The sequence below is a fragment of the Cronobacter malonaticus LMG 23826 genome, assembly GCF_001277215.2.
Lineage (GTDB): Bacteria > Pseudomonadota > Gammaproteobacteria > Enterobacterales > Enterobacteriaceae > Cronobacter > Cronobacter malonaticus.
Map to the genome: position 1 here is coordinate 2562805 of NZ_CP013940.1, position 23580 is coordinate 2586384.

The 23580-nt window shown below is 57.4% G+C and carries 18 protein-coding genes; 10 read left to right on the forward strand and 8 right to left on the reverse strand.

All coding sequences use genetic code 11. From position 1 onward, the window contains the following. Window positions 1–7: 7 nt before the first annotated feature. Both AFK66_RS12155 and rlmKL read right to left on the reverse strand, forming a co-directional pair. Entirely contained in the window at window positions 8–1912 is a 1905-nt protein-coding gene (locus AFK66_RS12155; protein WP_007782639.1) for an ABC transporter ATP-binding protein, read from the reverse strand. A 6-nt stretch (window positions 1913–1918) separates the two neighbouring features. Then, window positions 1919–4036: a bifunctional 23S rRNA (guanine(2069)-N(7))-methyltransferase RlmK/23S rRNA (guanine(2445)-N(2))-methyltransferase RlmL gene (gene rlmKL / locus AFK66_RS12160; RefSeq protein WP_007782635.1), complete on the reverse strand. Its 2118-nt coding sequence runs from the start codon at window positions 4034–4036 to the stop codon at window positions 1919–1921. A 102-nt stretch (window positions 4037–4138) separates the two neighbouring features. On the opposite strand from rlmKL, the gene AFK66_RS12165 reads away from it, so the two are divergent. After that, window positions 4139–5245 (forward strand): YcbX family protein, encoded by a 1107-nt coding sequence (locus tag AFK66_RS12165; protein WP_023899035.1) that lies wholly within the window; start codon window positions 4139–4141, stop codon window positions 5243–5245. Here the strand turns inward: AFK66_RS12165 and AFK66_RS12170 are convergent. Next, window positions 5242–5787, reverse strand: a complete 546-nt coding sequence (locus tag AFK66_RS12170) for a cell division protein ZapC (protein WP_032968753.1) — start codon at window positions 5785–5787, stop codon at window positions 5242–5244. The two genes, AFK66_RS12165 and AFK66_RS12170, sit on opposite strands and share 4 nt — an antisense overlap. 165 nt (window positions 5788–5952) lie before the next feature. Further along, window positions 5953–6963 (reverse strand): quinone-dependent dihydroorotate dehydrogenase, encoded by a 1011-nt coding sequence (pyrD, locus tag AFK66_RS12175; protein WP_032979810.1) that lies wholly within the window; start codon window positions 6961–6963, stop codon window positions 5953–5955. A 248-nt stretch (window positions 6964–7211) separates the two neighbouring features. On the opposite strand from pyrD, the gene ssuE reads away from it, so the two are divergent. The 5 genes from ssuE to ssuB are packed head-to-tail and all read left to right on the forward strand — an operon-like array spanning window position 7212 to window position 11458. Beyond that, the gene (ssuE, locus tag AFK66_RS12180) at window positions 7212–7787 is read left to right on the forward strand and encodes an NADPH-dependent FMN reductase (RefSeq protein ID WP_023899038.1); all 576 of its coding nucleotides are present in this window, start codon (window positions 7212–7214) and stop codon (window positions 7785–7787) included. Beyond that, window positions 7780–8751 (forward strand): sulfonate ABC transporter substrate-binding protein, encoded by a 972-nt coding sequence (locus tag AFK66_RS12185; RefSeq protein ID WP_023899040.1) that lies wholly within the window; start codon window positions 7780–7782, stop codon window positions 8749–8751. Before ssuE ends, AFK66_RS12185 begins: the two co-directional genes overlap by 8 nt. Further along, a complete protein-coding gene (gene ssuD / locus AFK66_RS12190; RefSeq protein ID WP_007782581.1) occupies window positions 8748–9893 on the forward strand; it encodes an FMNH2-dependent alkanesulfonate monooxygenase in 1146 nt (381 codons plus the stop codon). Before AFK66_RS12185 ends, ssuD begins: the two co-directional genes overlap by 4 nt. Before the next feature lie 9 nt (window positions 9894–9902). Continuing rightward, window positions 9903–10694 (forward strand): aliphatic sulfonate ABC transporter permease SsuC, encoded by a 792-nt coding sequence (gene ssuC / locus AFK66_RS12195; RefSeq protein ID WP_007782579.1) that lies wholly within the window; start codon window positions 9903–9905, stop codon window positions 10692–10694. Then, window positions 10691–11458, forward strand: a complete 768-nt coding sequence (gene ssuB, locus AFK66_RS12200; RefSeq protein WP_007782576.1) for an aliphatic sulfonates ABC transporter ATP-binding protein — start codon at window positions 10691–10693, stop codon at window positions 11456–11458. The genes ssuC and ssuB overlap by 4 nt, the downstream gene beginning before the upstream one ends. Window positions 11459–11572: 114 nt before the next feature. Here ssuB and pepN read toward each other — a convergent pair whose 3' ends face one another. Next, on the reverse strand, window positions 11573–14185 hold the full coding sequence (pepN, locus tag AFK66_RS12205; RefSeq protein ID WP_007782573.1) for an aminopeptidase N: 2613 nt from the start codon (window positions 14183–14185) through the stop codon (window positions 11573–11575). A 266-nt stretch (window positions 14186–14451) separates the two neighbouring features. On the opposite strand from pepN, the gene pncB reads away from it, so the two are divergent. The 4 genes from pncB to AFK66_RS12225 all read left to right on the forward strand — a co-directional run bounded on the left by pncB (window position 14452) and on the right by AFK66_RS12225 (window position 20226). Continuing rightward, the gene (pncB, locus tag AFK66_RS12210; protein ID WP_032968078.1) at window positions 14452–15654 is read left to right on the forward strand and encodes a nicotinate phosphoribosyltransferase; all 1203 of its coding nucleotides are present in this window, start codon (window positions 14452–14454) and stop codon (window positions 15652–15654) included. Window positions 15655–15820: 166 nt separating this feature from the next. Further along, entirely contained in the window at window positions 15821–17221 is a 1401-nt protein-coding gene (gene asnS / locus AFK66_RS12215) for an asparagine--tRNA ligase (RefSeq protein ID WP_004388062.1), read from the forward strand. Window positions 17222–17755: 534 nt separating this feature from the next. Next, the gene (gene ompF, locus AFK66_RS12220) at window positions 17756–18850 is read left to right on the forward strand and encodes a porin OmpF (RefSeq protein WP_023899041.1); all 1095 of its coding nucleotides are present in this window, start codon (window positions 17756–17758) and stop codon (window positions 18848–18850) included. A gap of 185 nt (window positions 18851–19035) precedes the next feature. After that, window positions 19036–20226: an amino acid aminotransferase gene (locus AFK66_RS12225; protein WP_023899042.1), complete on the forward strand. Its 1191-nt coding sequence runs from the start codon at window positions 19036–19038 to the stop codon at window positions 20224–20226. Window positions 20227–20285: 59 nt separating this feature from the next. Here AFK66_RS12225 and AFK66_RS12230 read toward each other — a convergent pair whose 3' ends face one another. The 3 genes from AFK66_RS12230 to ldtD all read right to left on the reverse strand — a co-directional run bounded on the left by AFK66_RS12230 (window position 20286) and on the right by ldtD (window position 23508). Next, a complete protein-coding gene (locus AFK66_RS12230; RefSeq protein ID WP_007782559.1) occupies window positions 20286–20933 on the reverse strand; it encodes an MBL fold metallo-hydrolase in 648 nt (215 codons plus the stop codon). A 38-nt stretch (window positions 20934–20971) separates the two neighbouring features. After that, complete coding sequence (mepK, locus tag AFK66_RS12235; protein ID WP_004385484.1) at window positions 20972–21520, reverse strand: peptidoglycan L,D-endopeptidase MepK; 549 nt, start codon at window positions 21518–21520, stop codon at window positions 20972–20974. Between the two features lie 179 nt (window positions 21521–21699). Continuing rightward, a complete protein-coding gene (gene ldtD, locus AFK66_RS12240; RefSeq protein WP_032983399.1) occupies window positions 21700–23508 on the reverse strand; it encodes a L,D-transpeptidase in 1809 nt (602 codons plus the stop codon). Window positions 23509–23580 lie beyond the last annotated feature (72 nt).

Below are 23580 nucleotides of genomic sequence, written 5' to 3' on the forward strand. Positions count from 1 at the left end.
TGAATAATCAGCCGTTTTTAAGTGATTCAAGATATTCCCAGCGCTCAAACGCTTCTTCCAGTGCCGCTTCGGCAGCGCTCAGCTGCGCAAGCACATCCTGCGTTACGTCGTGAGGCTGGTTAAAGAACGACGCATCGCTGACTTTCGCCTGCAATGCCTCAAGCTCTGCCTCCAGCGTCTCAAGACGGGCGGGCAACTGCTCCAGTTCGCGCTGCAAGTTATAGCTTAGTTTGTTGCTGCCTCGTTTGACAGTTTCTGCCTTCGACTCCGCCACAGGCTCCGCTTTCTTCGCGACCGGCTGCTGCATCGCGCGCGACGAGGCCTGCTGGCCGCGCGCATCGTGATAGCCGCCAACGTACTGGCCAATCCGGCCTTCGCCTTCGAAAATCCAGCATTCGGTCACGGTGTTGTCCACAAACTGACGGTCGTGGCTCACCAGCAGCACAGTGCCCTGATAGCTGTCGATAAGCTCTTCCAGCAGCTCCAGCGTTTCGACGTCGAGGTCGTTGGTCGGTTCATCGAGGATCAGCAGGTTGCTGGGTTTGAGGAACAGACGCGCCAGCAGCAGGCGGTTACGTTCACCGCCGGAGAGCGCGCGCACCGGCGTCATAGCGCGCTTCGGATGGAACAGAAAGTCCTGCAGATAGCCGAGCACGTGGCGCGGCTTACCATTGACCATTACTTCCTGTTTGCCTTCGGCCAGGTTGTCCATCACCGTGCGTTCCGGGTCGAGTTCCGCACGGTGCTGGTCGAAATACGCCACTTCCAGTTTGGTGCCGCAATGCACGCGGCCGCTGTCGGCTTTCAGCTGGCCGAGCATCAGTTTGAGTAGCGTAGTTTTACCGCAGCCGTTTGGCCCCACCAGCGCGATTTTATCGCCGCGCTGTACCTGGGCGGAAAAGTCTTTCACCAGCACTTTCTCGCCGACACGGTAATTGACGTTCTCCATCTCAAAGACGATTTTGCCGGAGCGGGTCGCCTCTTCCACCTGCATCTTCGCGCTGCCCATTACTTCACGGCGTTCGCCGCGTTCGCGACGCATCGCCTTCAGCGCGCGCACGCGGCCCTCGTTACGGGTACGACGCGCTTTGATGCCCTGGCGGATCCACACCTCTTCCTGCGCCAGCTTGCGGTCGAATTCCGCGTTTTGCAGCTCTTCGACGCGCAGCGCTTCTTCTTTCGCGACCAGATATTTGTCGTAATCACCCGGGTACGACACCAGCTTGCCGCGGTCGAGGTCAACGATGCGCGTCGCCATGTTGCGGATAAACGAACGGTCGTGCGAGATAAATACGATGCTACCGGAGAACGATTTCAGGAAAGTTTCCAGCCAGTCAATGGTCTCGATATCCAGATGGTTGGTTGGCTCATCGAGCAGCAGCACGCGCGGCGCGCTGACCAGCGCCCGGCCCAGCGCCGCTTTACGCAGCCAGCCGCCGGAGAGCGACGCGAGCGGCGTGTCGGCATCCAGCTCCAGCTGCGCCAGCACTTCCGTAATGCGGTTTTCGAGCTGCCACAAATCGTGGTGCTCCAGCATCTCCTGCACTTTCGCCAGTTCTGACAGGTTTTTCTCGCTCGGATCGGTCATGACCAGGTGCGAAATCTGGTGATAGCGCTTCAGGTATTCGGCCTGTTCCGCCACGCCTTCGGCGACGAAATCGTAAACGGTGCCCGCAACGTTACGCGGCGGATCCTGTTGCAGACGCGCAACGACCAGATCCTGTTCATAGACAATGCGACCATCGTCCAGCGGCAGCTCATGGTTGAGGATTTTCATCAGGGTCGATTTACCGGCCCCGTTGCGTCCTACCAGACAGACACGCTCATTTTCTTCGATATGCAGTTCGGCATTATCGAGCAGGGGCGCGTCGCTGAATGAGAGCCAGGCGCCATGCATACTGATTAACGACATAATGCTTTATTCCTTGGTCTGGTGAGTCACAAGCCAGCAGTTATGGATCTGGCGGTTGCGCGCGAAGTCCTGAGAGAGCGTTTTTTGTGTGATGTCTTGCGCTTTCAGGCCCAGGGCCGCAAGCCCTTCGTTATCCATACGGAAGCCACGCTTGTTATTGGAAAACATAATCGTCCCGTCGCGACGCAGCAGGCGCTTAAGATCTTTCATCAGGCGCAGATGATCGCGCTGCACGTCGAACGTCTCTTCCATACGCTTGGAGTTGGAGAACGTCGGCGGATCGATAAAGACCAGATCGAACTGTTCATTGCTCTCGGCAAGCCAGCTCAGGCAGTCGGCCTGAATCAGGCGATGCGCGCGGCCGCTCAGCCCGTTGAGACGTAAGTTGCGCTCAGCCCACTCCAGGTACGTGCGCGACATATCCACCGTCGTGGTGGAGCGCGCGCCGCCGAGGCCCGCATGCACGCTGGCACTGCCGGTATAGGAGAAGAGGTTCAGGAAATCTTTGCCTTTGCTCATCTGGCCGAGCATCCGACGCGCAATGCGGTGATCGAGGAACAGGCCGGTATCGAGATAATCCGTCAGGTTGACCAGCAGACGCGCGTTAAACTCATGGACTTCCATAAACTCGCCCTTCTGGGCCAGTTTTTCATACTGATTTTTGCCTTTCTGGCGTTCGCGGGTTTTCAGCACCAGCTTATTCGGCGCAAGGCCAAGCACCGAGAGCGTGGCGGCAATCACGTCGAACAGACGCTGGCGCGCTTTTTCCGGCTCGATGGTTTTCGGCGGCGCGTATTCCTGAATCACTACCCAGTCGGCGTAGCGGTCTACGGCCACGTTGTAATCCGGCAGGTCGGCATCATACAGGCGATAACATTCAATGCCTTCCTGTTTCGCCCACTTCTCCAGCTTCTTCAGATTTTTACGCAGGCGGTTAGCGTAATCCTCCGCCACCTGGGCCGGCGCTGCGCCCGGCTGCGTCGGCGCCAGACGATAGTTTTTCTGAACGCAATCAAGCGGGCCGTTTTTCGCTTTGAACTGGCGGTCTGCGCGCAGTTGGAGGCAGCTTAACAGCTCCGGCGAGGCGCTAAACAGCGACAGGTTCCAGCCGCCGAACTGGTTTTTCATAATGCGCCCGAGCAGGCTGTGCAGCGCGATCAGCGCCGGCTCGCTCTCCAGACGCTCGCCGTATGGCGGGTTGCTGATAACGGTGCCGGTCGGGCCTTCCGGCAGCGGATTGGTCAGACTCGTCACATCCTGCGCGGCGAAGGTAATGATATCGGCAAGACCGGCGCGACGGGCGTTGGTGCGGGCGCGCTCAATGACGCGCGCATCGTTATCGGAGCCGTAAAAACGCGAGGCATATTCGCTAAGACCGCGACGCGCGCGCACCTGCGCCTCGGTTTTCACCTCTTTCCACAGGCTTTCGTCATGCTGCGCCCAGCCGTTAAAACCCCAGTGGGTACGGTGCAGACCGGGTGCGCGATCGGTGGCGATCATTGCCGCTTCAATCAGCAGCGTGCCGGAGCCGCACATCGGGTCGAGCAGCGGCGTGCCCGGCTGCCAGCCGGAGCGCATCACAATCGCCGCCGCCAGGTTCTCTTTGATAGGCGCCTGGCCGGTGCGATCGCGATAGCCGCGCTGGTGCAGGCCTTCACCGCTAAGATCGATAGCAATGCTGGCGGTGTCTTTATTCAGCCAGACGTTAATGCGCAGATCCGGCAGCTCGCGATCCACGCTCGGGCGCGGCAAATTTTTACGGGTGAAAGCGTCGACAATCGCGTCTTTCACCTTCATGGCACCATACTGGCTGTTGCGGATGGTGTCGTTAAGTCCGCTGAAATGAACGGCAAACGTGGCGTCGGGCGCGAAAATGCTCGTCCAGTCGATAGCCTGAACGCCCAGATAGAGATCCAGATCGCTGTAAACCGCGCATTCGCCAAGCGGCAGCAAAATACGCGACGCAAGACGGCTCCACATCAGGCTTTGATAAACCAGAGCCGCATCGCCCTGAAAATGCACGCCTCCCTGAACCACCTGGCACTCTTGCGCGCCCAGGTTTTCCAGTTCAGTTTTTAACAGCTCTTCGAGCCCACGCGCCGTACTGGCAAACAAAGCATTCATATCGTCACTTCAGTAAAAAGAAAATAGTGGCGCATTATAGCCAATCCCGCACGCATGTCATAAAGTTGCCCTTCTATTTCTTATGCCGGGAGGGCATACGCCATGGTTTTATCGCAGCTTTTTATTCATCCGGTGAAATCGATGCGTGGGTTGCAGGTCTCCCACGCGCTGGCGGATGTCAGCGGCCTGACATTTGACCGCGCGTTTATGGTGACGGAAACCGATGGCACCTTTATTACCGCGCGCCAGTATCCGCAAATGGTGCTTTTCACGCCCGCGCTGCTGCCGGACGGGCTGCACCTCACCGCGCCGGACGGCAGCAGCGCAGCCATTCGCTTCAATGACTTCGCCACGCTTCCCGCGCCGACGGAAGTCTGGGGCAATCATTTCACCGCGCTTATCGCGCCCGAAAGCGTTAACCAGTGGCTGAGCGGCTTTTTTGGCCGCGATGTGCAACTGCGCTGGGTCGGCCCGTCGCTTACGCGCCGCGTAAAACTTCATCCCGGGGTACCGCTCGGTTTTGCCGATGGCTTTCCATATCTGCTCGCTAATGAAGCCTCGCTGCGCGATCTGCAAAAACGCTGCCCGGCGGGTGTAACGATGAATCAGTTCCGCCCGAATCTGGTTGTGACCGGCGTTGAGGCCTGGGCTGAAGATACCTGGAAAGTGATTCGCATTGGCGACGTGGTGTTTGATGTCGCCAAACCGTGCAGCCGCTGCGTTTTCACTACCGTCAGCCCCGAGCGCGGACGCAAACATCCGAGCGGCGAGCCGCTCGCGACGCTGCAAAAATTCCGCACGGCGCTGGATAACGGCGATGTCGATTTCGGCCAGAATCTCATTGCCCGCAACAGCGGCGTGATCCGCGCAGGCGATCGCGTTGAAGTCCTTTCGACCGGCCCGGCACGACTCTATGGCGCAGGTGAAGTGGAAGAGAGCGTGATGCCTGCGGCAAACGCAGCAGCGAAGGTTTCAGTCGAATGGGAAGGCAAAAGCTTTAGCGGAAATAATCAGCAGGTTGTGCTCGAGCAGCTTGAACAGCAGGGCATTCGTGTGCCCTACTCCTGTCGCGCCGGGATTTGCGGCAGCTGCCGCGTGACGCTGCTGGAAGGGGAAGTTACGCCATTGAAGAAAAGCGCGCTCAGCGATGACGGCACGTTCTTAAGCTGTAGCTGCGTGCCGGCAGGCCCGATACGGCTCGCGCGTTAAACCGCCTGATCAAGGCTCAGATGCGGGGCGCTCGCCAGCGGTTTGAGCCTGTCATTCATCACTTTAATCGCATCACCCAGTTGCATCGCGCGGCCCGCGAGCGTCAACGCAGGCTGCGCCAGCAGACAAAGCGTCGCGTTATCACCAGGCTCGACCACCAGAAGGCAGACCGCTTCGCCGCTGTCGCTCAGCCATACGCAGGCGGCATCACCACAGCTCGGCGACCATTCGGCGGCGTCGTGGGTTAAGAAATGCCAGCTTTTCGGCATCTGGGGTTTCAGGAAGCGGATAGCGACGAGGGCGTTCAGCACCAGTTCAGCGCGCTGTTCAGCGGCGAGAGGAAGTTCACGGCATTTTTCATCGAAGGAGAACCAGAGCGCGGCGTCATCAACGCAGAATCCCGAAGGATCGAACGCGTCAGGCGTCAACATTTTGCGGGCAAAACGCGAGCGAAACAGCATGCCGTTGGCCAGATCGAGCATCATACGGTCGTGCTCGTTATCATAATACCAGCGCCAGTTATCGTCCGGCTTTATACGCATCATTACCCCCCACCACGCTGAAACTCAAAATTATTTCCCTTATTTTGCCGCTTCGTTTATTCCCTCAATAATCTAAGACTATGACGTTTAAATTAGCAACAACCGCGGAATATAAAACAACCAGGGCTGAAAATAAAGCCCTGGCCGTCTCAGATAAGGAAATGCTTAAAGATGGGTCACAATTTCTTTTACAAGCGGCGGGCCTTTAAAAATAAAGCCGGAATAGATCTGAATAAGCGAAGCGCCAGCCGCCATTTTTTCCCGCGCGGCAATAACGGAATCAATACCGCCGACGCCGATAATCGGCAGGCGTCCTTGCAGCTCCTGGCTTAACAGGCGAATGATTTCCGTACTTTTTAATTGCAGAGGACGGCCGCTTAATCCGCCCGTTTCATCGCAATATTTCATACCCTGCACCAGGCTGCGATCGAGCGTCGTATTGGTTGCAATAACCCCATCAATATTATGACGCACCAGGCTATCGGCCACCTGGATCAATTCCTCAAGAGAAAGATCCGGCGCGATCTTTACCGCCACGGGTACATATTTATGGTGCTTTTGCGACAGCAATTGCTGCTGATTTTTAATGGCGACGAGAAGATCGTCCAGCGCCTCGCCATATTGCAGCGAGCGCAAACCCGGCGTATTGGGTGACGAGATATTAATCGCGATATACCCGGCGTAGGGGAAGACTTTTTCCATACAGATCAGATAGTCATCTTTACCCTGTTCTACCGGCGTGTCTTTATTTTTGCCGATATTAATGCCGAGCACGCCGTCAAAATGCGCTTTTTTGACGTTCTCCACCAGGTTATCCACGCCGAGATTATTAAAGCCCATGCGGTTAATCAGCCCTTCTGCTTCGACCAGGCGGAACAGACGCGGCTTGTCGTTGCCCGGCTGCGGGCGCGGCGTCACGGTGCCGATTTCCACCGATCCAAAGCCCATCGCGCCAAGGGCGTCAATGCACTCGCCGTTTTTATCAAGGCCCGCAGCAAGCCCCAGCGGGTTTTTAAACGTCAGCCCCATGCAGGTCACCGGTTTAGACGGCACTTTCTGGCGCAGCAGCGCTTCAAGAGGTGTGCCGGTAATGCGGCGCATTTGCTGGAAGGTCAATTCGTGAGCGCGCTCGGGGTCGAGCTGAAAAAGGGCTTTTCGAACGAAGGGGTAGTACATGAACTCTCCTGGATTCCCGGTGTGCAAACCGGGGCGCTATTATCTGCGATCCGCTTCACAAAGGGAATTGACCTGCGGCAAAAAAGGCCGTGTGAAAGCAAACGTTTTCTTTTTAGCGTCGTTTTATGCATTTTTCAGCAAAGCATCGCCACTATTTTTAGTTTCTCAAGGCCAGCCCCTCTGCCACTATCCTCTCATATTGTTATTAATGTTAATGAAAACCATTATTTTGGTTATAAGGAGGTGGTATGCGGGTTATTACTCTGGCGGGAAGCCCACGCTTTCCTTCACGCTCCAGCGCCCTGCTCTCGTATCTCGCAGGCGAGCTTACCCGACTGGATGTCGAGATCTGTCACTGGCATATCCAGAATTTCGCGCCAGAAGATTTACTCTACGCCCGCTTCGACAGCCCGGCGCTCCTGACGCTGATTGAACAGCTTCAGCAGGCCGACGGCGTCATCATCGCCACCCCCATCTATAAGGCCTCGTTTTCCGGCGCGCTGAAGACGCTGCTCGATCTCCTGCCCGAACGGGCGCTGGAGAAAAAAGTCGTGTTGCCGGTCGCGACCGGGGGTTCGGCCGGCCATCTGCTGGCGCTGGATTACGCGCTTAAACCTGTGCTTAACGCCCTGAAAGCGCAGGAGATCCTGCATGGTGTCTTCGCTGACGACACGCAAGTGCTGGATTACCACCATCAGCCGCGCTTTTCCCCGCAGCTACAAACGCGTCTTGACGATGCCCTCGACACTTTCTGGCAGGCGCTGACCCGCCGCCATCTGGCAACCCCTGCGCCGCAGTTCACAAGGAGAACGTTACATGCTTAATCTTTTGCGTCGTCACGCCGCACCACTGCTGGCAGCCAGCCTCGCGCTTTTTGCCGCAGGCGCCAGCGCCGCCGAGCCGCAGCCGGAGGCGCTGCGCATCGGCTATCAGAAAGGCTCTGTGAGCATGGTGCTGGCGAAAAGCCATCATCTGCTTGAGGAGCGTTACCCGAACACCAAAATCACCTGGGTGGAATTCCCGGCGGGCCCGCAGCTGCTTGAAGCGCTCAATGTCGGCAGCATCGATCTCGGCAGTACCGGCGACATTCCGCCGATCTTCGCTCAGGCGGCGGGCGCCGATCTGGTCTATGTCGGCAGCGAGCCGCCGAAACCGAAAGCCGAGGTGTTGCTGGTGGCGGAAAACAGCCCGATTAAAAGCGTCGTCGACCTGAAAGGCCATAAGGTCGCGTTCCAGAAAGGCTCCAGCTCGCACAATCTGCTGCTGCGCGCGTTGCAAAAAGCCGGCCTGAAATTTACCGATATTCAGCCGGTCTATCTCACGCCCGCCGATGCGCGCGCCGCGTTTACGCAGGGTAACGTCGACGCCTGGGCCATCTGGGACCCGTACTACTCCGCCGCGCTCATTCAGGGCGGCGTGCGGGTGCTGACCGACGGCACCGATCTCGATCTCACCGGATCGTTCTACCTCGCCTCGCGCCCCTATGCCGAAAAATATGGTCAGTTCCTGACAGGCGTGCTGGAGAGCTTCAGCGAAGCGGACGCCCTGACGCGCAGCCAGCGCAAAGAGAGCGTGAAACTGTTCGCGCAAAGCATCGGGCTGCCGGAGCCGGTCATTGAGCTCTATTTCGATCACCGCCCGCCGACGCGTATCACGCCCGTGAATGAAGAGACGGCCGTGCGCCAACAGCACACCGCCGATCTGTTTTATGACAACCATCTGGTCCCGAAAAAAGTCGATATCCGCAGCCGCATCTGGTCCGGCGCTACTGAAGGAGCGAAATCATGAGTCTGAATCTGTTCTGGTTTTTACCCACCCACGGCGATGGTCACTATCTTGGCAGCGACGCAGGGGCTCGCCCGGTTGATCATGGTTATTTGCAGCAAATTGCCCAGGCCGCTGACCGCCTCGGATTTACCGGCGTGCTGATCCCAACCGGGCGCTCCTGCGAGGACGCCTGGCTGGTCGCAGCCTCGATGATCCCGGTCACCCAGCGGCTGAAATTCCTGGTGGCGCTGCGCCCGTCGGTGGTATCGCCGACCGTGGCGGCGCGGCAGGCAGCGACGCTGGACAGGCTCTCTAACGGCCGCGCGCTCTTTAACCTGGTGACCGGCAGCGATCCGCAGGAGCTGGCCGGTGACGGCGTGTTCCTTGATCACACGGCGCGTTATGAGGCGTCGGCCGAATTTACCCGCGTCTGGCGCCGCCTGCTCGAAGGCGAGAAGGTCGATTTTGAAGGTAAGCATATTAAGGTGCGCGGCGCGCAGCTGCTGTTCCCACCGGTACAGCAACCGCGCCCGCCGCTCTACTTCGGCGGATCGTCCGACGTGGCGCAGGATCTGGCTGCCGAGCAGGTCGATCTCTACCTGACCTGGGGCGAGCCGCCGGAGCAGGTAAAAGAGAAGATAGCCCAGGTGCGCGCCAAAGCGGCAGCCCACGGACGCACGGTACGCTTCGGCATTCGCCTGCATGTGATTGTGCGTGAAACCACGGAAGAAGCATGGCAGGCCGCCGACCGGCTGATCGCCCATCTCGACGACGAAACGATCGCCAAAGCGCAGGCGGCGTTCGCGCGTCAGGACTCCGTCGGCCAGCAGCGCATGGCGGCGCTGCACGGCGGTCGGCGCGACCAGCTTGAGATCAGCCCGAACCTCTGGGCGGGCGTCGGTCTGGTGCGCGGCGGCGCGGGCACAGCGCTGGTGGGCGATGGCCCAACGGTGGCGGCGCGCATTAATGAATACGCAGCGCTTGGCATCGACAGCTTTATTCTCTCCGGTTATCCGCATCTGGAAGAGGCGTACCGGGTCGGTGAGCTTTTATTCCCGCATCTCGATGTCGCCATCCCGGACGTGCCGCAGCCGCGCCCGCTCACGGCGCAGGGCGAAGCGGTAGCCAATGAGTTTATACCGCGCCGGGTGGCGCAGAGTTAAGGAGGCTGCATGACAAGCGCTTCGCAAAAATGGCTCCAGCGCGCCGCCCCGTGGGTGTTGCCGGTGGGAATTATTGCCGTCTGGCAGCTCGCCTCCCAGACGGGCTGGCTGTCGACGCGTATTCTGCCATCGCCGGAAAGCGTGGTGGAAACGTTCTGGCGGCTGACGGCGAGCGGCGAGCTTTGGCAGCACCTGGCGATCAGCAGCTGGCGCGCGCTGGTGGGTTTTTCCATCGGCGGACTGATTGGGCTGGTGCTCGGGCTTATCAGCGGGCTGTCGCGCTGGGGCGAACGGCTGCTCGACAGCTCCATCCAGATGCTGCGTAACGTGCCGCATCTGGCGCTGATCCCGCTGGTGATTTTGTGGTTCGGCATCGACGAGAGCGCCAAAATTTTTCTGGTGGCGCTCGGCACGCTGTTCCCGATCTATATCAACACCTGGCACGGCATTCGCAATATTGACAGCGGTCTGCTGGAGATGGCGCGCAGCTACGGGCTTTCGGGTTTCAGCCTGTTCCGGCAGGTGATTTTACCAGGCGCCCTGCCCTCGATTATGGTCGGGGTGCGCTTCGCGCTCGGGCTGATGTGGCTGACGCTTATCGTGGCGGAGACGATTTCGGCGAACGCCGGCATTGGCTACCTCGCGATGAACGCGCGCGAGTTTTTGCAAACCGACGTGGTGGTGGTGGCGATTATTCTCTACGCCCTGCTCGGCAAGCTCGCGGATCTCAGCGCCCGCCTGCTTGAGCGCGTCTGGCTGCGCTGGCACCCCGCTTACCAGACTAAAGAGGCTAACGCATGACGACATCACGACTCAACCAGGGAACGCCGCTGCTGCTGGAAGGCGTGACCAAACGCTACGGCGCGAAGACCATCCTTAACGCGCTGGATCTGCATATTCCCGCCGGGCAGTTTGTGGCGGTGGTCGGGCGCAGCGGCGGCGGCAAGAGCACGCTGCTGCGCCTGCTCGCCGGGCTGGAAACGCCAGACGGCGGAGAACTGCGCGCCGGGAACGCGCCGCTTGCCGACGTGCGCGAGGATACGCGGATGATGTTTCAGGATGCGCGACTGCTGCCGTGGAAAAAGGTGCTGGATAATGTCGGGCTGGGGCTTACAGGCGACTGGCAGCCTGCGGCGCGCCGGGCGCTGGAAGAAGTAGGCCTGGCCGACCGCGCGAACGACTGGCCCGCCGCGCTTTCCGGCGGACAAAAGCAGCGCGTGGCGCTGGCGCGCGCGTTGATTCATCGCCCCGGCCTGTTGCTGCTTGATGAGCCGCTCGGCGCGCTGGATGCGCTGACGCGCCTTGAGATGCAGGAATTGATTGTGTCGCTGTGGCGCGAGCACGGTTTTACGGTGCTGCTGGTGACGCATGACGTGAGCGAATCGGTGGCGATGGCGGAGCGGGTGTTGTTAATCGAAGACGGGAAAATTGGGCTGGATGTGGCCGTGGATTTGCCGCATCCACGTCACCACGGCACGCCGCGTCTGGCGGAGCTGGAAGCACAGGTATTGAACCGGGTGATGTGTAAAACGCCTGCGCCGGTGCGGGCAGTCAAGGTAGGGTAATTCGTTATCGATAAAAGAAAGGCGGGTGCGCTTACGCTTACCCGCCCTACAATGCTGACAGGGTGTTATGTAGGGTGGGTAAGCGCAGCGCACCCACCACCCTATATCAGCCCATTACGCCAGCGCCTTGCTCACTTTCTCATACAGATCGCCGGACAGCTTCGGCAGCGCCTTCAGCTCCTCCAGCGCCGCGCGCATCAGCGCCTGACGTTTTTCGTCATAACGCTTCAGGCGGATCAGCGGCTCAATCAGACGCGACGCCACCTGCGGGTTGCGGGTATTCAGCTCAATCAGCATATCCACCAGGAAGCGGTAGCCGCTGCCATCTTCGGCATGGAACGCCGCCGGGTTGTTAGTGGCGAACGCGCCCACCAGCGCTCGCACGCGGTTCGGGTTGCCGAGGCTGAAGGAACGGTGCTCCAGCAGCGCGCGAACCTTGCTCACCCCCCCTTTCGCCGGGCTCATCGCCTGCAACATAAACCACTTGTCCATCACCAGACCGTCGTGGTGCCACTTGTCATCGTATTCGGCGAGCAGCGTATCGCGGCACGGCAGCTGCGCTGACACAGCGGCGGCCAGCGCTGCCAGCGCGTCGGTCATGTTGTCCGCGTCGTGATACTGGGTTGAGACCAGCTTGTCAGCCAACTGCGCGTCGCCAAACGCCAGATAATGCAGGCAGGTGTTACGCAGCGCGCGTTTGCCGATATCCGCGTGATCGATACGGTAACCGGTGAGTTTATGGGCGTTGTAGACCGCCAGCAGTTCATCGGCAAGCTCGGTCGCCAGCGTACGGGTCAGCGCGTCATGCACCGCCGCAATAGCCTGCGGATCGATGGTCTGGAACAGCTCGGCGATTTCGTTTTGCGACGGCAGCGTCAGGATCTCCGCCGCCAGCGCCGGATCGATGGTTTCGTCAAGCAGGATTGCGCGGAAAGCGTCCGCCACGTGCAACGGCAGCGACAGCGGCTGCTGCTGCTGATAACGCGCGACGTTGAGCTTGATATGGGTCGCCAGCAGGCTCTGCGCCGCATCCCAGCGCGAGAAATCGTTACGCGCGTGACGCATCAGGAACGTTAACTGCTGGTCGCTCCATTTATATTCCAGCTTCACCGGCGCGGAGAATTCGCGCAGCAGCGACGGCACCGGCTGGAAGTAAACGTTATCAAAGACGAACGTCTGCTCCGCCTGCGTCAGGTTCAGCACATGGTGCACCGGATGCCCGTCTTTTTGCAGCGGGATAACCTTGCCTTCGTTGTCATACAGCTCGATATCGAACGGAATATGCAGCGGCAGTTTTTCCGGCTGATCCGCCGTCGGCGGCGTGCGCTGGCTTAACGTCAGCGTGTACTGCTCGGTTTGCGGATTGTAATCATCCTGCACGGTGACAATTGGCGTGCCGGACTGGCTGTACCAGCGGCGGAAATGTGAGAGATCGACATTCGACGCGTCTTCCATCGCCTGAACGAAATCGTCGCAGGTGGCGGCGCTGCCGTCGTGACGCTCGAAGTAGAGCTGCATTCCTTTCTGGAAATTTGCTTCGCCAAGTAGCGTATGGAGCATACGGATGACTTCGGAACCCTTCTCATACACGGTCAGGGTGTAGAAGTTATTCATCTCAATGACCATGTCCGGGCGAATCGGGTGCGCCATCGGGCTTGCGTCTTCGGCGAACTGCATCGCACGCATGGTGCGCACATTGCTGATGCGGTTGACCGCGCGGGAGCCGAGATCGGAGCTGAACTCCTGATCGCGAAAGACGGTCAGCCCCTCTTTCAGGCTCAGTTGGAACCAGTCACGGCAGGTGACGCGGTTGCCGGTCCAGTTGTGGAAATATTCGTGGCCGATAACGCGCTCAATGTTGAGATAGTCTTTATCCGTCGCGGTTTCAGCGCGGGCCAGCACAAATTTGGAGTTAAAGACATTAAGCCCTTTGTTCTCCATCGCGCCCATGTTGAAGAAATCGACCGCGACTATCATATAAATGTCGAGATCGTATTCCAGCCCAAAGCGCTCTTCGTCCCACTTCATTGAGTTTTTCAGCGAGGTCATCGCCCAGCCGGCGCGATCCAGATTGCCGCGGTCTACATAAAGCTCCAGCGCCACGTCGCGGCCGGAGCGGGTGGTGAAGGTATCGCGCAGCACGTCAAAATCACCCGCCACCAACGCAAACAGGTAGCACGGTTTCGGGAACGGATCTTCCCACTGCATCCAGTGGCGGCCATCTTCCAGCTCGCCCTGCGCCATGCGGTTACCGTTGGAGAGCAAATACGGGTATTTCGTTTTATCGGCGATGATTTTAGTGGTAAAGCGCGCCAGCACATCCGGGCGGTCCAGATACCAGGTGATGTGACGGAAGCCTTCGGCTTCGCACTGGGTGCAGAGCGCTTCGCCAGACTGATACAGCCCTTCCAGCGCCGTGTTCGCCGCCGGGTTGATGTCGTTGACGATTTTTAGCGTGAAGCGCTCCGGCAGGTTTTCCAGCACCAGCGCGCCCTCTTCCAGACGGTGATGCGTCCAGGGTTGCCCATCCACCTCAACCGAAATCAGGGTAAGGTCTTCGCCATCCAGACGCAGCGGCGCGTTCTCCGCCACGCGGCGGTTGATCTGACTGACCGCAGTGACCCGCGTTCTGGCGGCGTCGAGGTCGAAGGTCAGATCAATGTCGGTAATCAGGTAATCCGGCGCACGGTAGTCGTGGCGGTATTTTGCTTGTGGCTGTTGAGTCATAAAAAACCTTATCCAGGGTCCGTATGGTTACGTCTCCAGTCTATTCCTGTTGCGTTAATGTTGCCACGCAGAATCTTTCACTTTTCAGCGGCTACCGCGCAGATTGCTACATTTAAGTAACATGCGGCACAAATTGCCCTCGACCCGCTTCGCCGGTTGTGTTGTGATCCTGCTTCAATAAACCGATAATCAGGGTATACTCCTGCGTCTTTATCTGCTTATGCCACTGATAGACACGCGCCTGTGAGAGGATGCCAGTTCGCACCATGACACAATACGCTTCCCCCCTATTGCAAACGCTGCTGGATACGGACGCCTATAAGCTGCATATGCAGCAGGCGGTGTTTCACCACTATTATGACGTGCATGTCGCAGCGGAATTTCGCTGCCGGGGTGACGACCTGCTGGGCATTTATGCTGACGCTATCCGCGAGCAGGTCGATGCCATGCAGCATCTGGCGCTTTCAGACGCCGAGTATCAGTGGCTCTCCGGGCTGCCGTTTTTCCGGGCCGACTATCTGCAGTGGCTGAAAACGTTCCGTTATGACCCGACGCAGGTGCAGATCCGCAACGACAGCGGCAAGCTGGATATCCGCTTAAGCGGCCCGTGGCGCGAAGTCATTATGTGGGAAGTGCCGCTGCTGGCCGTGATTAGCGAACTGGTGCATCGCTATCGTTCGCCGGAAGCGAGCGTCGGCCAGGCGCTGGCGCATCTCGAAGTGAAACTCGATGATTTCCGCACCATGACGGACGGGCTGGATTTAAGCGCTTTCCGTCTGATGGATTTCGGCACCCGCCGCCGTTTCTCGCGCGATGTCCAGCAGGCGATAGTTGAACGCCTTAAGCTGGAGCCGTGGTTTATCGGCACCAGTAACTACGATCTCGCCCGCCGTCTCTCCCTGACGCCGATGGGTACGCAGGCCCACGAATGGTTCCAGGCGCATCAGCAAATCAGCCCCGATCTCGCGAACAGCCAGATTGCGGCGTTGCAGGCGTGGCTTGACGAATACCCGGATATGCTCGGCATCGCGCTGACCGACTGTATTACGATGGACGCCTTCCTGCGCGATTTCGGCCCGGAGTTCGCCGGGCGTTACCAGGGGCTGCGCCACGACTCCGGCGATCCGGTGCAGTGGGGCGAGAAAGCCATCGCGCACTACCAGCAGCTCGGCATCGATCCGCTCAGCAAAACGCTTATCTTCTCTGATAACCTCGATTTCGCGAAAGCCATTGAGCTCTATCGCCACTTCGCGGACCGCGTGAAGCTCGGCTTTGGTATCGGCACCCGCCTGACCTGCGATATCCCGCACGTGAAGCCGCTCAATATCGTGATTAAGCTCGTTGAGTGTAACGGCCGTCCGGTGGCAAAGCTCTCCGACAGCCCAGGCAAAACGATTTGTCACGATAAGGCGTTTGTCCGCGCGCTGCGCAAAGCCTTCGATCTTCCTCAGGTGCGTAAAGCAAGCTGATGTTTTCTCAAAGGGAGCCGCGCGCTCCCTGGTTTTCCCTCTCCTTTGCGATTTCTTTTTCCCGCACCGCGAATTCTGCTTGTCTGATGGCGTATGCCAGGTAACATAGATAACCCCCCGTCCGGGTGGAAAATGTTATTTTTGACCATTAACCAGAGAGAAAATTATGAGCGTTGTGCCTGTAGCCGACGTACTCCAGGGCCGTGTTGCCGTTGACAGTGAAGTCACCGTGCGCGGGTGGGTGCGTACCCGAAGAGATTCAAAAGCTGGCATCTCCTTCCTCGCCGTTTATGACGGTTCCTGCTTTGATCCGATACAGGCTGTCATTAATAATTCTCTGCCCAATTACAATGAAGAGGTTTTACACCTCACGACGGGCTGCTCGGTTATCGTCACCGGCAAGGTGGTGGAATCCCCGGGCGAAGGCCAGAGCTTTGAGCTGCAGGCAACCCAGGTGGAAGTGACCGGCTGGGTGGACGATCCGGACACCTACCCGATGGCGGCCAAGCGCCACAGTATTGAGTATCTGCGTGAAGTCGCGCACCTGCGCCCGCGTACTAACCTGATAGGTGCCGTGGCTCGCGTACGCCACACGCTGGCGCAGGCGCTGCACCGTTTCTTCCACGAGCAGGGCTTTTTCTGGGTCTCCACGCCGCTTATCACCGCGTCGGATACCGAAGGCGCGGGTGAAATGTTCCGCGTCTCGACGCTGGATCTGGAAAACCTGCCGCGCGACGCGCAGGGCAAAATCGATTTCGATAAAGACTTTTTCGGTAAAGAAGCGTTCCTGACCGTGTCCGGCCAGTTGAACGGCGAAACCTACGCCTGCGCGCTGTCGAAAGTCTATACCTTCGGCCCAACCTTCCGCGCTGAAAACTCCAACACCAGCCGCCACCTGGCGGAGTTCTGGATGCTGGAGCCGGAAGTGGCGTTCGCCAACCTGAACGATGTCGCGGGTCTCGCGGAAGCGATGCTGAAATATGTCTTCAAAGCGGTGCTCGATGAACGCATGGACGACATGAAGTTCTTCGCCGAACGCGTGGATAAAGAAGCCATTGAGCGTCTGGAGCGTTTCATCTCTGCCGACTTCGCGCAGGTGGATTACACCGACGCGGTCGCTATTCTTGAGAAGTGCGGCGAGAAATTCGAGAACCCGGTTTACTGGGGCGTGGATCTGGCGTCCGAGCATGAGCGTTATCTCGCTGAGAAACACTTTAAAGCGCCGGTCGTTGTTAAAAATTACCCGAAAGACATCAAGGCGTTTTATATGCGCCTTAACGAAGATGGTAAAACCGTGGCGGCGATGGACGTACTCGCGCCGGGCATCGGTGAAATCATCGGCGGCTCCCAGCGTGAAGAGCGCCTCGACGTGCTGGATGCGCGTATGGAAGAGATGGGTCTTAATAAAGAAGACTACTGGTGGTATCGCGACCTGCGCCGTTATGGCACCGTGCCGCATTCCGGCTTTGGTCTCGGCTTTGAACGTCTGATCGCCTATGTTACCGGCGTTCAGAACGTGCGCGATGTAATTCCCTTCCCGCGTACACCGCGCAACGCGAACTTCTAATCCTCAAAAGGCCAGCGACATGCTGGCCTTTTTTCTGCCTGCACCGTGTTGTTCATTTTCTATTACGGTTTCACGGAAAATGAGACTATACAAAAAATCATCAATTGTCTGATGGCGATTTTTTGCACCGCTTCGCCATAGCATATTTGCACACAACTTCCACAGACATCTGGCCTTCCATCCATCTCATCCAGTATAAAACTCTTGTTGATTACAATTGTATAAAAATGCGCCTTATCTAAATTAATAATAAGTTTTTCATATATATAAGAAAGGAATGGCCGAAATTTATTCACTTAAGTAATAAATTTGAGGTCTCTCACAAAGTTCCCTTTCATTAATAAATTTTTACACAATATTTCTTTTTGTTACCTGATTAAGGCATTTGTAGCACTTTCCGGGTAGCGAAACGATTATATGAATGGAAAGATGCCAGACAGACACAGAAAGACACCAAACTCTCATCAATAGTTCCGTAATGAATTATTGACGGCAGTGGCAGGTGTTCAAAAAAACCAATGAGGGTAATAAATAATGATGAAGCGCAATATCCTGGCAGTGGTTATCCCTGCCCTGCTGGTAGCCGGTGCAGCAAACGCTGCAGAAATCTATAACAAAAACGGCAACAAAGTAGACATCTACGGTAAAGCGGTAGGTCTGCACTATTTCACTAAAGATAACGGCGCAAAAGGTTATGATGGCAATGGCGACAGAACCTATGCCCGTCTTGGTTTTAAAGGCGAAACTCAGATCAACGACCAACTGACCGGTTACGGCCAGTGGGAATATAACTTCCAGGGCAGCAACTCAGAAGGCGGCACTGACTCTCAAAAAGGTAACAAAACCCGTCTGGCATTTGCGGGCCTGAAATTTGGCGACTTCGGCACTTTCGACTACGGTCGTAACTATGGCCTGGTATACGACGCCATCGGCGTAACCGATATGCTGCCGGAATTCGGTGGTGATACCGGTCCTAGCGACAACTTCTTCGCAGGTCGTCAGGGCGGCCTGGCCACTTACCGTAACAGCAATTTCTTTGGTCTGGTTGATGGTCTGAGCTTCGGTCTTCAGTACCTGGGCAAAAACGAGCGCGCAAAAACTGGCGGCTCAATTGACGATATTCAGCGTTCTAATGGTGACGGCTGGGCAACCTCTCTGGGTTACGAATTCGACGGCTTCAGCGTAATCGGTGGTTACGGCGCAGCAGATCGTACCAATGCACAGGAATCTCTGGCTCGCGGTAAAGGCGCTAAAGCTGAGCAGTGGGCGACTGGCGTGAAATATGACGCTAACAACATCTATCTGGCCGCGCTGTACGGTGAAACCCGTAACGCGACCCGCATCGATGGCGGTTTCGCAAACAAAACTCAGGACTTCTCAGTTGTAGCACAGTATCAGTTCGATTTCGGTCTGCGTCCGTCCATCGCTTACTACAAATCTAAAGCGAAAGATGTTGAAGGCATCGGTAGCGAAGATTACATCAACTACGTAGAAGTAGGTGCCACTTACTACTTCAACAAAAACATGTCTACCTATGTTGATTACATCATCAACCAGATCGACAGCGACAACAAACTGGGCGTTGGTTCTGACAACACCGCTGCAGTGGGTATCGTTTACCAGTTCTAATCAGCACAACCTTGTTGTCTGATAGCGAAAAAACAGGGCTTCGGCCCTGTTTTTTTATGTGTAAAAGAAAATTCTGCCAACTTTTGCGATCCACGTAACTTTTCCGGGCAAACGGTTGGCATTTTGTAAATCTCCCGTTAACCTGATAGCGAATTTCCCTTCTGAAATCACAATGGAACCTCGTCATGTTTGAGAACATTACCGCCGCCCCAGCCGACCCGATCCTTGGCCTGGCCGATCTGTTTCGTGCCGACGATCGCCCAACCAAAATTAACTTAGGTATTGGTGTTTACAAGGATGAAACCGGTAAGACCCCGGTTCTGACCAGCGTAAAAAAAGCAGAACAATATCTGCTGGAAAATGAAACCACCAAAAACTACCTCGGCATTGACGGTATTCCCGAATTTGGCCGCTGCACGCAGGAACTGCTGTTCGGCAAAGGCAGCCATATCATCAGCGATAAACGCGCCCGCACGGCGCAGACCCCAGGCGGCACCGGCGCGCTGCGCGTCGCGGCGGATTTCCTCGCCAAAAACACCGACGTCAAACGCGTCTGGGTCTCTAACCCGAGCTGGCCGAACCATAAAGGCGTGTTTAACTCCGCCGGGCTGGAAGTGCGTGAGTACGCTTATTACGACGCCGCCAATCATTCTCTGGATTTCGACGGCCTGTTAAATAGCCTGCAGGAAGCTCAGGCGGGCGACGTGGTGCTGTTCCACGGCTGCTGCCACAACCCGACCGGTATCGACCCGACGCTGGATCAGTGGGAACAGCTCGCGAAACTGTCCGTCGAGAAAGGCTGGCTGCCGCTGTTCGATTTCGCCTACCAGGGCTTCGCCCGCGGTCTGGAAGAAGATGCTGAAGGCCTGCGCGCGTTTGCCGCGCTGCATAAGGAACTTATCGTCGCGAGCTCGTTCTCCAAAAACTTTGGCCTGTACAACGAGCGCGTAGGGGCCTGTACGCTGGTCGCGGCGGATGCCGATGCCGCAGACCGCGCCTTCAGCCAGATGAAATCCTGCATTCGTGCCAACTACTCCAACCCGCCGGCACACGGCGCGTCAGTGGTCGCGACCATTCTCAGCAACGACGCGCTGCGCGCCATCTGGGAACAGGAGCTCACCGATATGCGCCAGCGTATCCAGCGTATGCGTCAGCTGTTTGTGAACACGCTGGCGGAGAAAGGCGCAAACCGCGATTTCAGCTTTATTACCAAACAGAACGGCATGTTCTCATTCAGCGGTCTGACCAAAGAACAGGTGCTGCGTCTGCGTGAAGAGTTTGGCGTGTACGCGGTCGCGTCCGGGCGCGTAAACGTGGCGGGCATGACGCCGGATAACATGGCGCCGCTGTGCGAAGCCATCGTCGCGGTGCTCTAATCGCTGCGTAAAGATACAAAAAGGGCCGCACAGTGCGGCCCTTTTTATTGGGAAACAGATTACCAGACCGGCATTTCATCCTGCAGAAACGGATTGTGCAGGCGCTCGTGGCCGAGCGTGGACATCGGGCCGTGCCCAGGAATAAACGTCACGTCATCGCCAAGCGGCAGCAGCTTACGTTTGATGGCATCGATAAGCTGACTGTGATCGCCGCGCGGGAAATCGCTGCGCCCCACTCCGCCTTTAAAGATGACGTCGCCAGAAACCAGCAAACGAGACTGCGCGTCGAAAAAGACGATGTGCCCCGGCGTGTGGCCCGGGCAGTGCAGCACGGCAAGCGTTATATTGCCGACGTTCACCGTATCGCCTTCATTAAGCCAGCGGTCTGGCGTCAACGGCTGGCACTCATCGAGACCAAACATGCGGCTCTGCGCAGGCAGGCCCTGAAGCCAGAACTCATCTTCTTTTTCCGGGCCGATGATGGGGATGCCGTAGTGTGCCGCAAGCTCCGCCGCCGCGCCCACGTGGTCGAGATGACCATGCGTCAACAGGATCTGCTGCAGCGTCACGCCAATACGGGCGACTTCTTCCTTGATACGCTGCGCATCGCCGCCCGGGTCCACCAGCGCCGCCTGTCGCGTCTCCTCACACCAGATTAACGAGCAGTTCTGCGCGAACGCCGTAACCGGAATAATATGATAGTTCATACCGCTCCTTTTACCCGGCGCGCTGCCGGGGTCGTTAATTACCAGTGCCTTAGCGGCCCGGTATCAATATGCACAAAGTTACTGCTGGGGTAGTATCCTACACCACCGGCGCGCAGAGATAACGCCGCTTTGCGAATATTGCTTAACGAAATACCTTCGATATGAAAATCCATGGCCTGGCCTTTGGTGTGGTAACTATGCTTAGCCACACCGCGGCTTTTGGATCGCAGTTCGTTGTTGGTATCAACGGAACGATAGCCGGAGATCAGCTGTACCGGTTTACGGGTGCCGAGCAGCCCCTGCAAACGGAAAAGCTGGTCAAATAAACGGGGATCAATCGCTTTTACCTTGTTTGCCCGGTAATCACGAAAGAAATGATTAAGCTTTGCTAATTCATCCTGAATATAGCCCCGGCCATCGAAAAACTCGGCCTTAATGGATTCGCCAGTATGTAAATTATTGAGCGTAAGAATACGCGGTCGTGGCGTCGACAGGGTAGCAAATGCAGGCGTGGGCAGTATCGCAGCGCCTAAAGCGGCGCCGCCAATCGTCAGCAGTTTGCGGCGATGAGCGTCAATTTTATCCATGATATTCAGGTCTACAATCAAATGAACAATAACTATGCACTTCTGGCGCACGAGTGGCACCATAACCGCCAGCCGGAGGGGAGTCAATACGGGTCAAAGCCGCGAATAACGGGCCTTTTTTCACGTTTGGCCCGTTTTCGCTTCACATAGAGCAGGTTAAGTCCGCGGAATTAAACCTGTTAGCGGATGAGTTGTTCCACTTTTGGGAGGATTTGTGCGCCCGATCGCGCGGTGTGATCGTAATTGTAAATATCTGTACGATACTGCGGACGTCCGTCCTCGCCGATAAACGCGGTCAGATAATAGAGGTTCACCGGAATGGTCTGTGGAATATTCACGTAGCGCGTATTCCCCTCTTTCAGCGTCTGCGAAATGCGCGAATCATTCCATCCAGCATCCTGCAGCAGCATATTGGCCAGTTCAGAAGCTTTATTCACACGCACGCAGCCGGAGCTGAGCGCCCGCGCATCGCGCTGGAAGAGATTGTGGTTCGGCGTATCGTGCAGATAGATAGCATCTGAGCTCGGCATGTTGAACTTATACCGCCCGAGCGAGTTATGCGCGCCCGGCGCCTGCTGGAAACGGAAAGGCAGATTAGACGGCGTAATCGTTGCCCAGTCCACCATCCACGGATCCACCACGTCCGCGTTGCTTCCCCAGCCGTTCAGCACCGTATAGCCGTGGCTCTCCAGATACCCTGGATCATTCCAGACTTTCGGCAGGATATCTTTGCGGGCGAGCGTTGGCGGCACGTTCCACGGTGGATTGACCACTACATTATTGAGCGCGCTACTCATCAGCGGCGTTTTGCGATCAGGTCTGCCGACGATAACGCGCGACGCCAGCACCTGATTGCCATTCTGATAATAGACCAGAGAATACTCGGGAATATTTACCATGATGCCGGTGCTGAGTTTGCCGGGCAGCAGGCGCAGACGCTGAATATTGAGCGCCAGCAGCGCTGCGCGCTGCGCGGGCGTCACGTTCAGCCAGTCGCGGGTAGACTCACCGATAACGCCATCCGCGCCCAGCCCCTGCCATTTCTGAAAACGTTTGACCGCCGCGACCAGATCTTTATCGTAAACCGCGCGCGCCGGTTTCGGTGTACTGCGGTTCTGGCTTGCGGTTTGCGGGGCCGCCGACGGGCTGACGACGCCGCTGTTATCGCCCGGCAGCACAATATCCGGACCGCCATCCAGCATGCCGGTACGCTGTAAAATCTCTTTCAGGGCCGGAATGTCGCTGCTCCACTGGCCGGGGCGCAGTTTCTCTTTGCCGGTCATTTGCGGCCACGGACGGGTGTCCGCCACCAGTTGTAACAGCGAGGCGTGCATCGCCGCATACTGCGGGTGCGCGGGGGCGAGAGAGCGCACAAACGCTGGCACAGAGCCGTTATCCAGCGCGACCTGCCACTGGTTCAGCACATTCAGCGCGGGCATTTCCGGTTTGTACGGTTTTTCGCTGTAGAGCCAGCGGTTGCCCTGGCTTGGGATGCCAGAGATAAAATGCAGATAGCCGACCATCGCGTCGCTCAGCACGATATCGCGCGCGAGCCCCGTCACGGCAGGATTGGTGAGTTGCTCCACCCAGGCGGTAAACTGCGGCTGGAAGCCGGCAAGCGCCACTTCAGCCAGCTGCTGCTGAAACGCCTGGACCGCATCGCGGTTCTCCCACATCGGTTTAAGATCGCGGGCGGCGTAAAGCTCCACCAGCGCGTTCATATAAACCGGCGTGAAGCCTGCGGGCAGCGCCGCCTGTAACTGCGTACGCGCGCTCGCAAGACGGTTTGCGGCATCAGGTGCCGTATTTGCCGCCAGAAACGCCATGCCTGGCGACAGCGCTAATGGCTGCGCGCTGAGCGTGGTAATGCTGTCGTTGGCAATCAGTTCCGGTTCGTCGGCATACGCGTTAAACAGTGGAGCGATACTGAGAGCCAGGCACACATACAGTGCTGACCGTCGAAAACCATGCATATTCTTAAGCACCATCCCTTGCCCCCTGTTTTCAGAATAATTCGGCACTCAGGCTTATTGTGAGTATATAAAGAGAAAAAATCATTT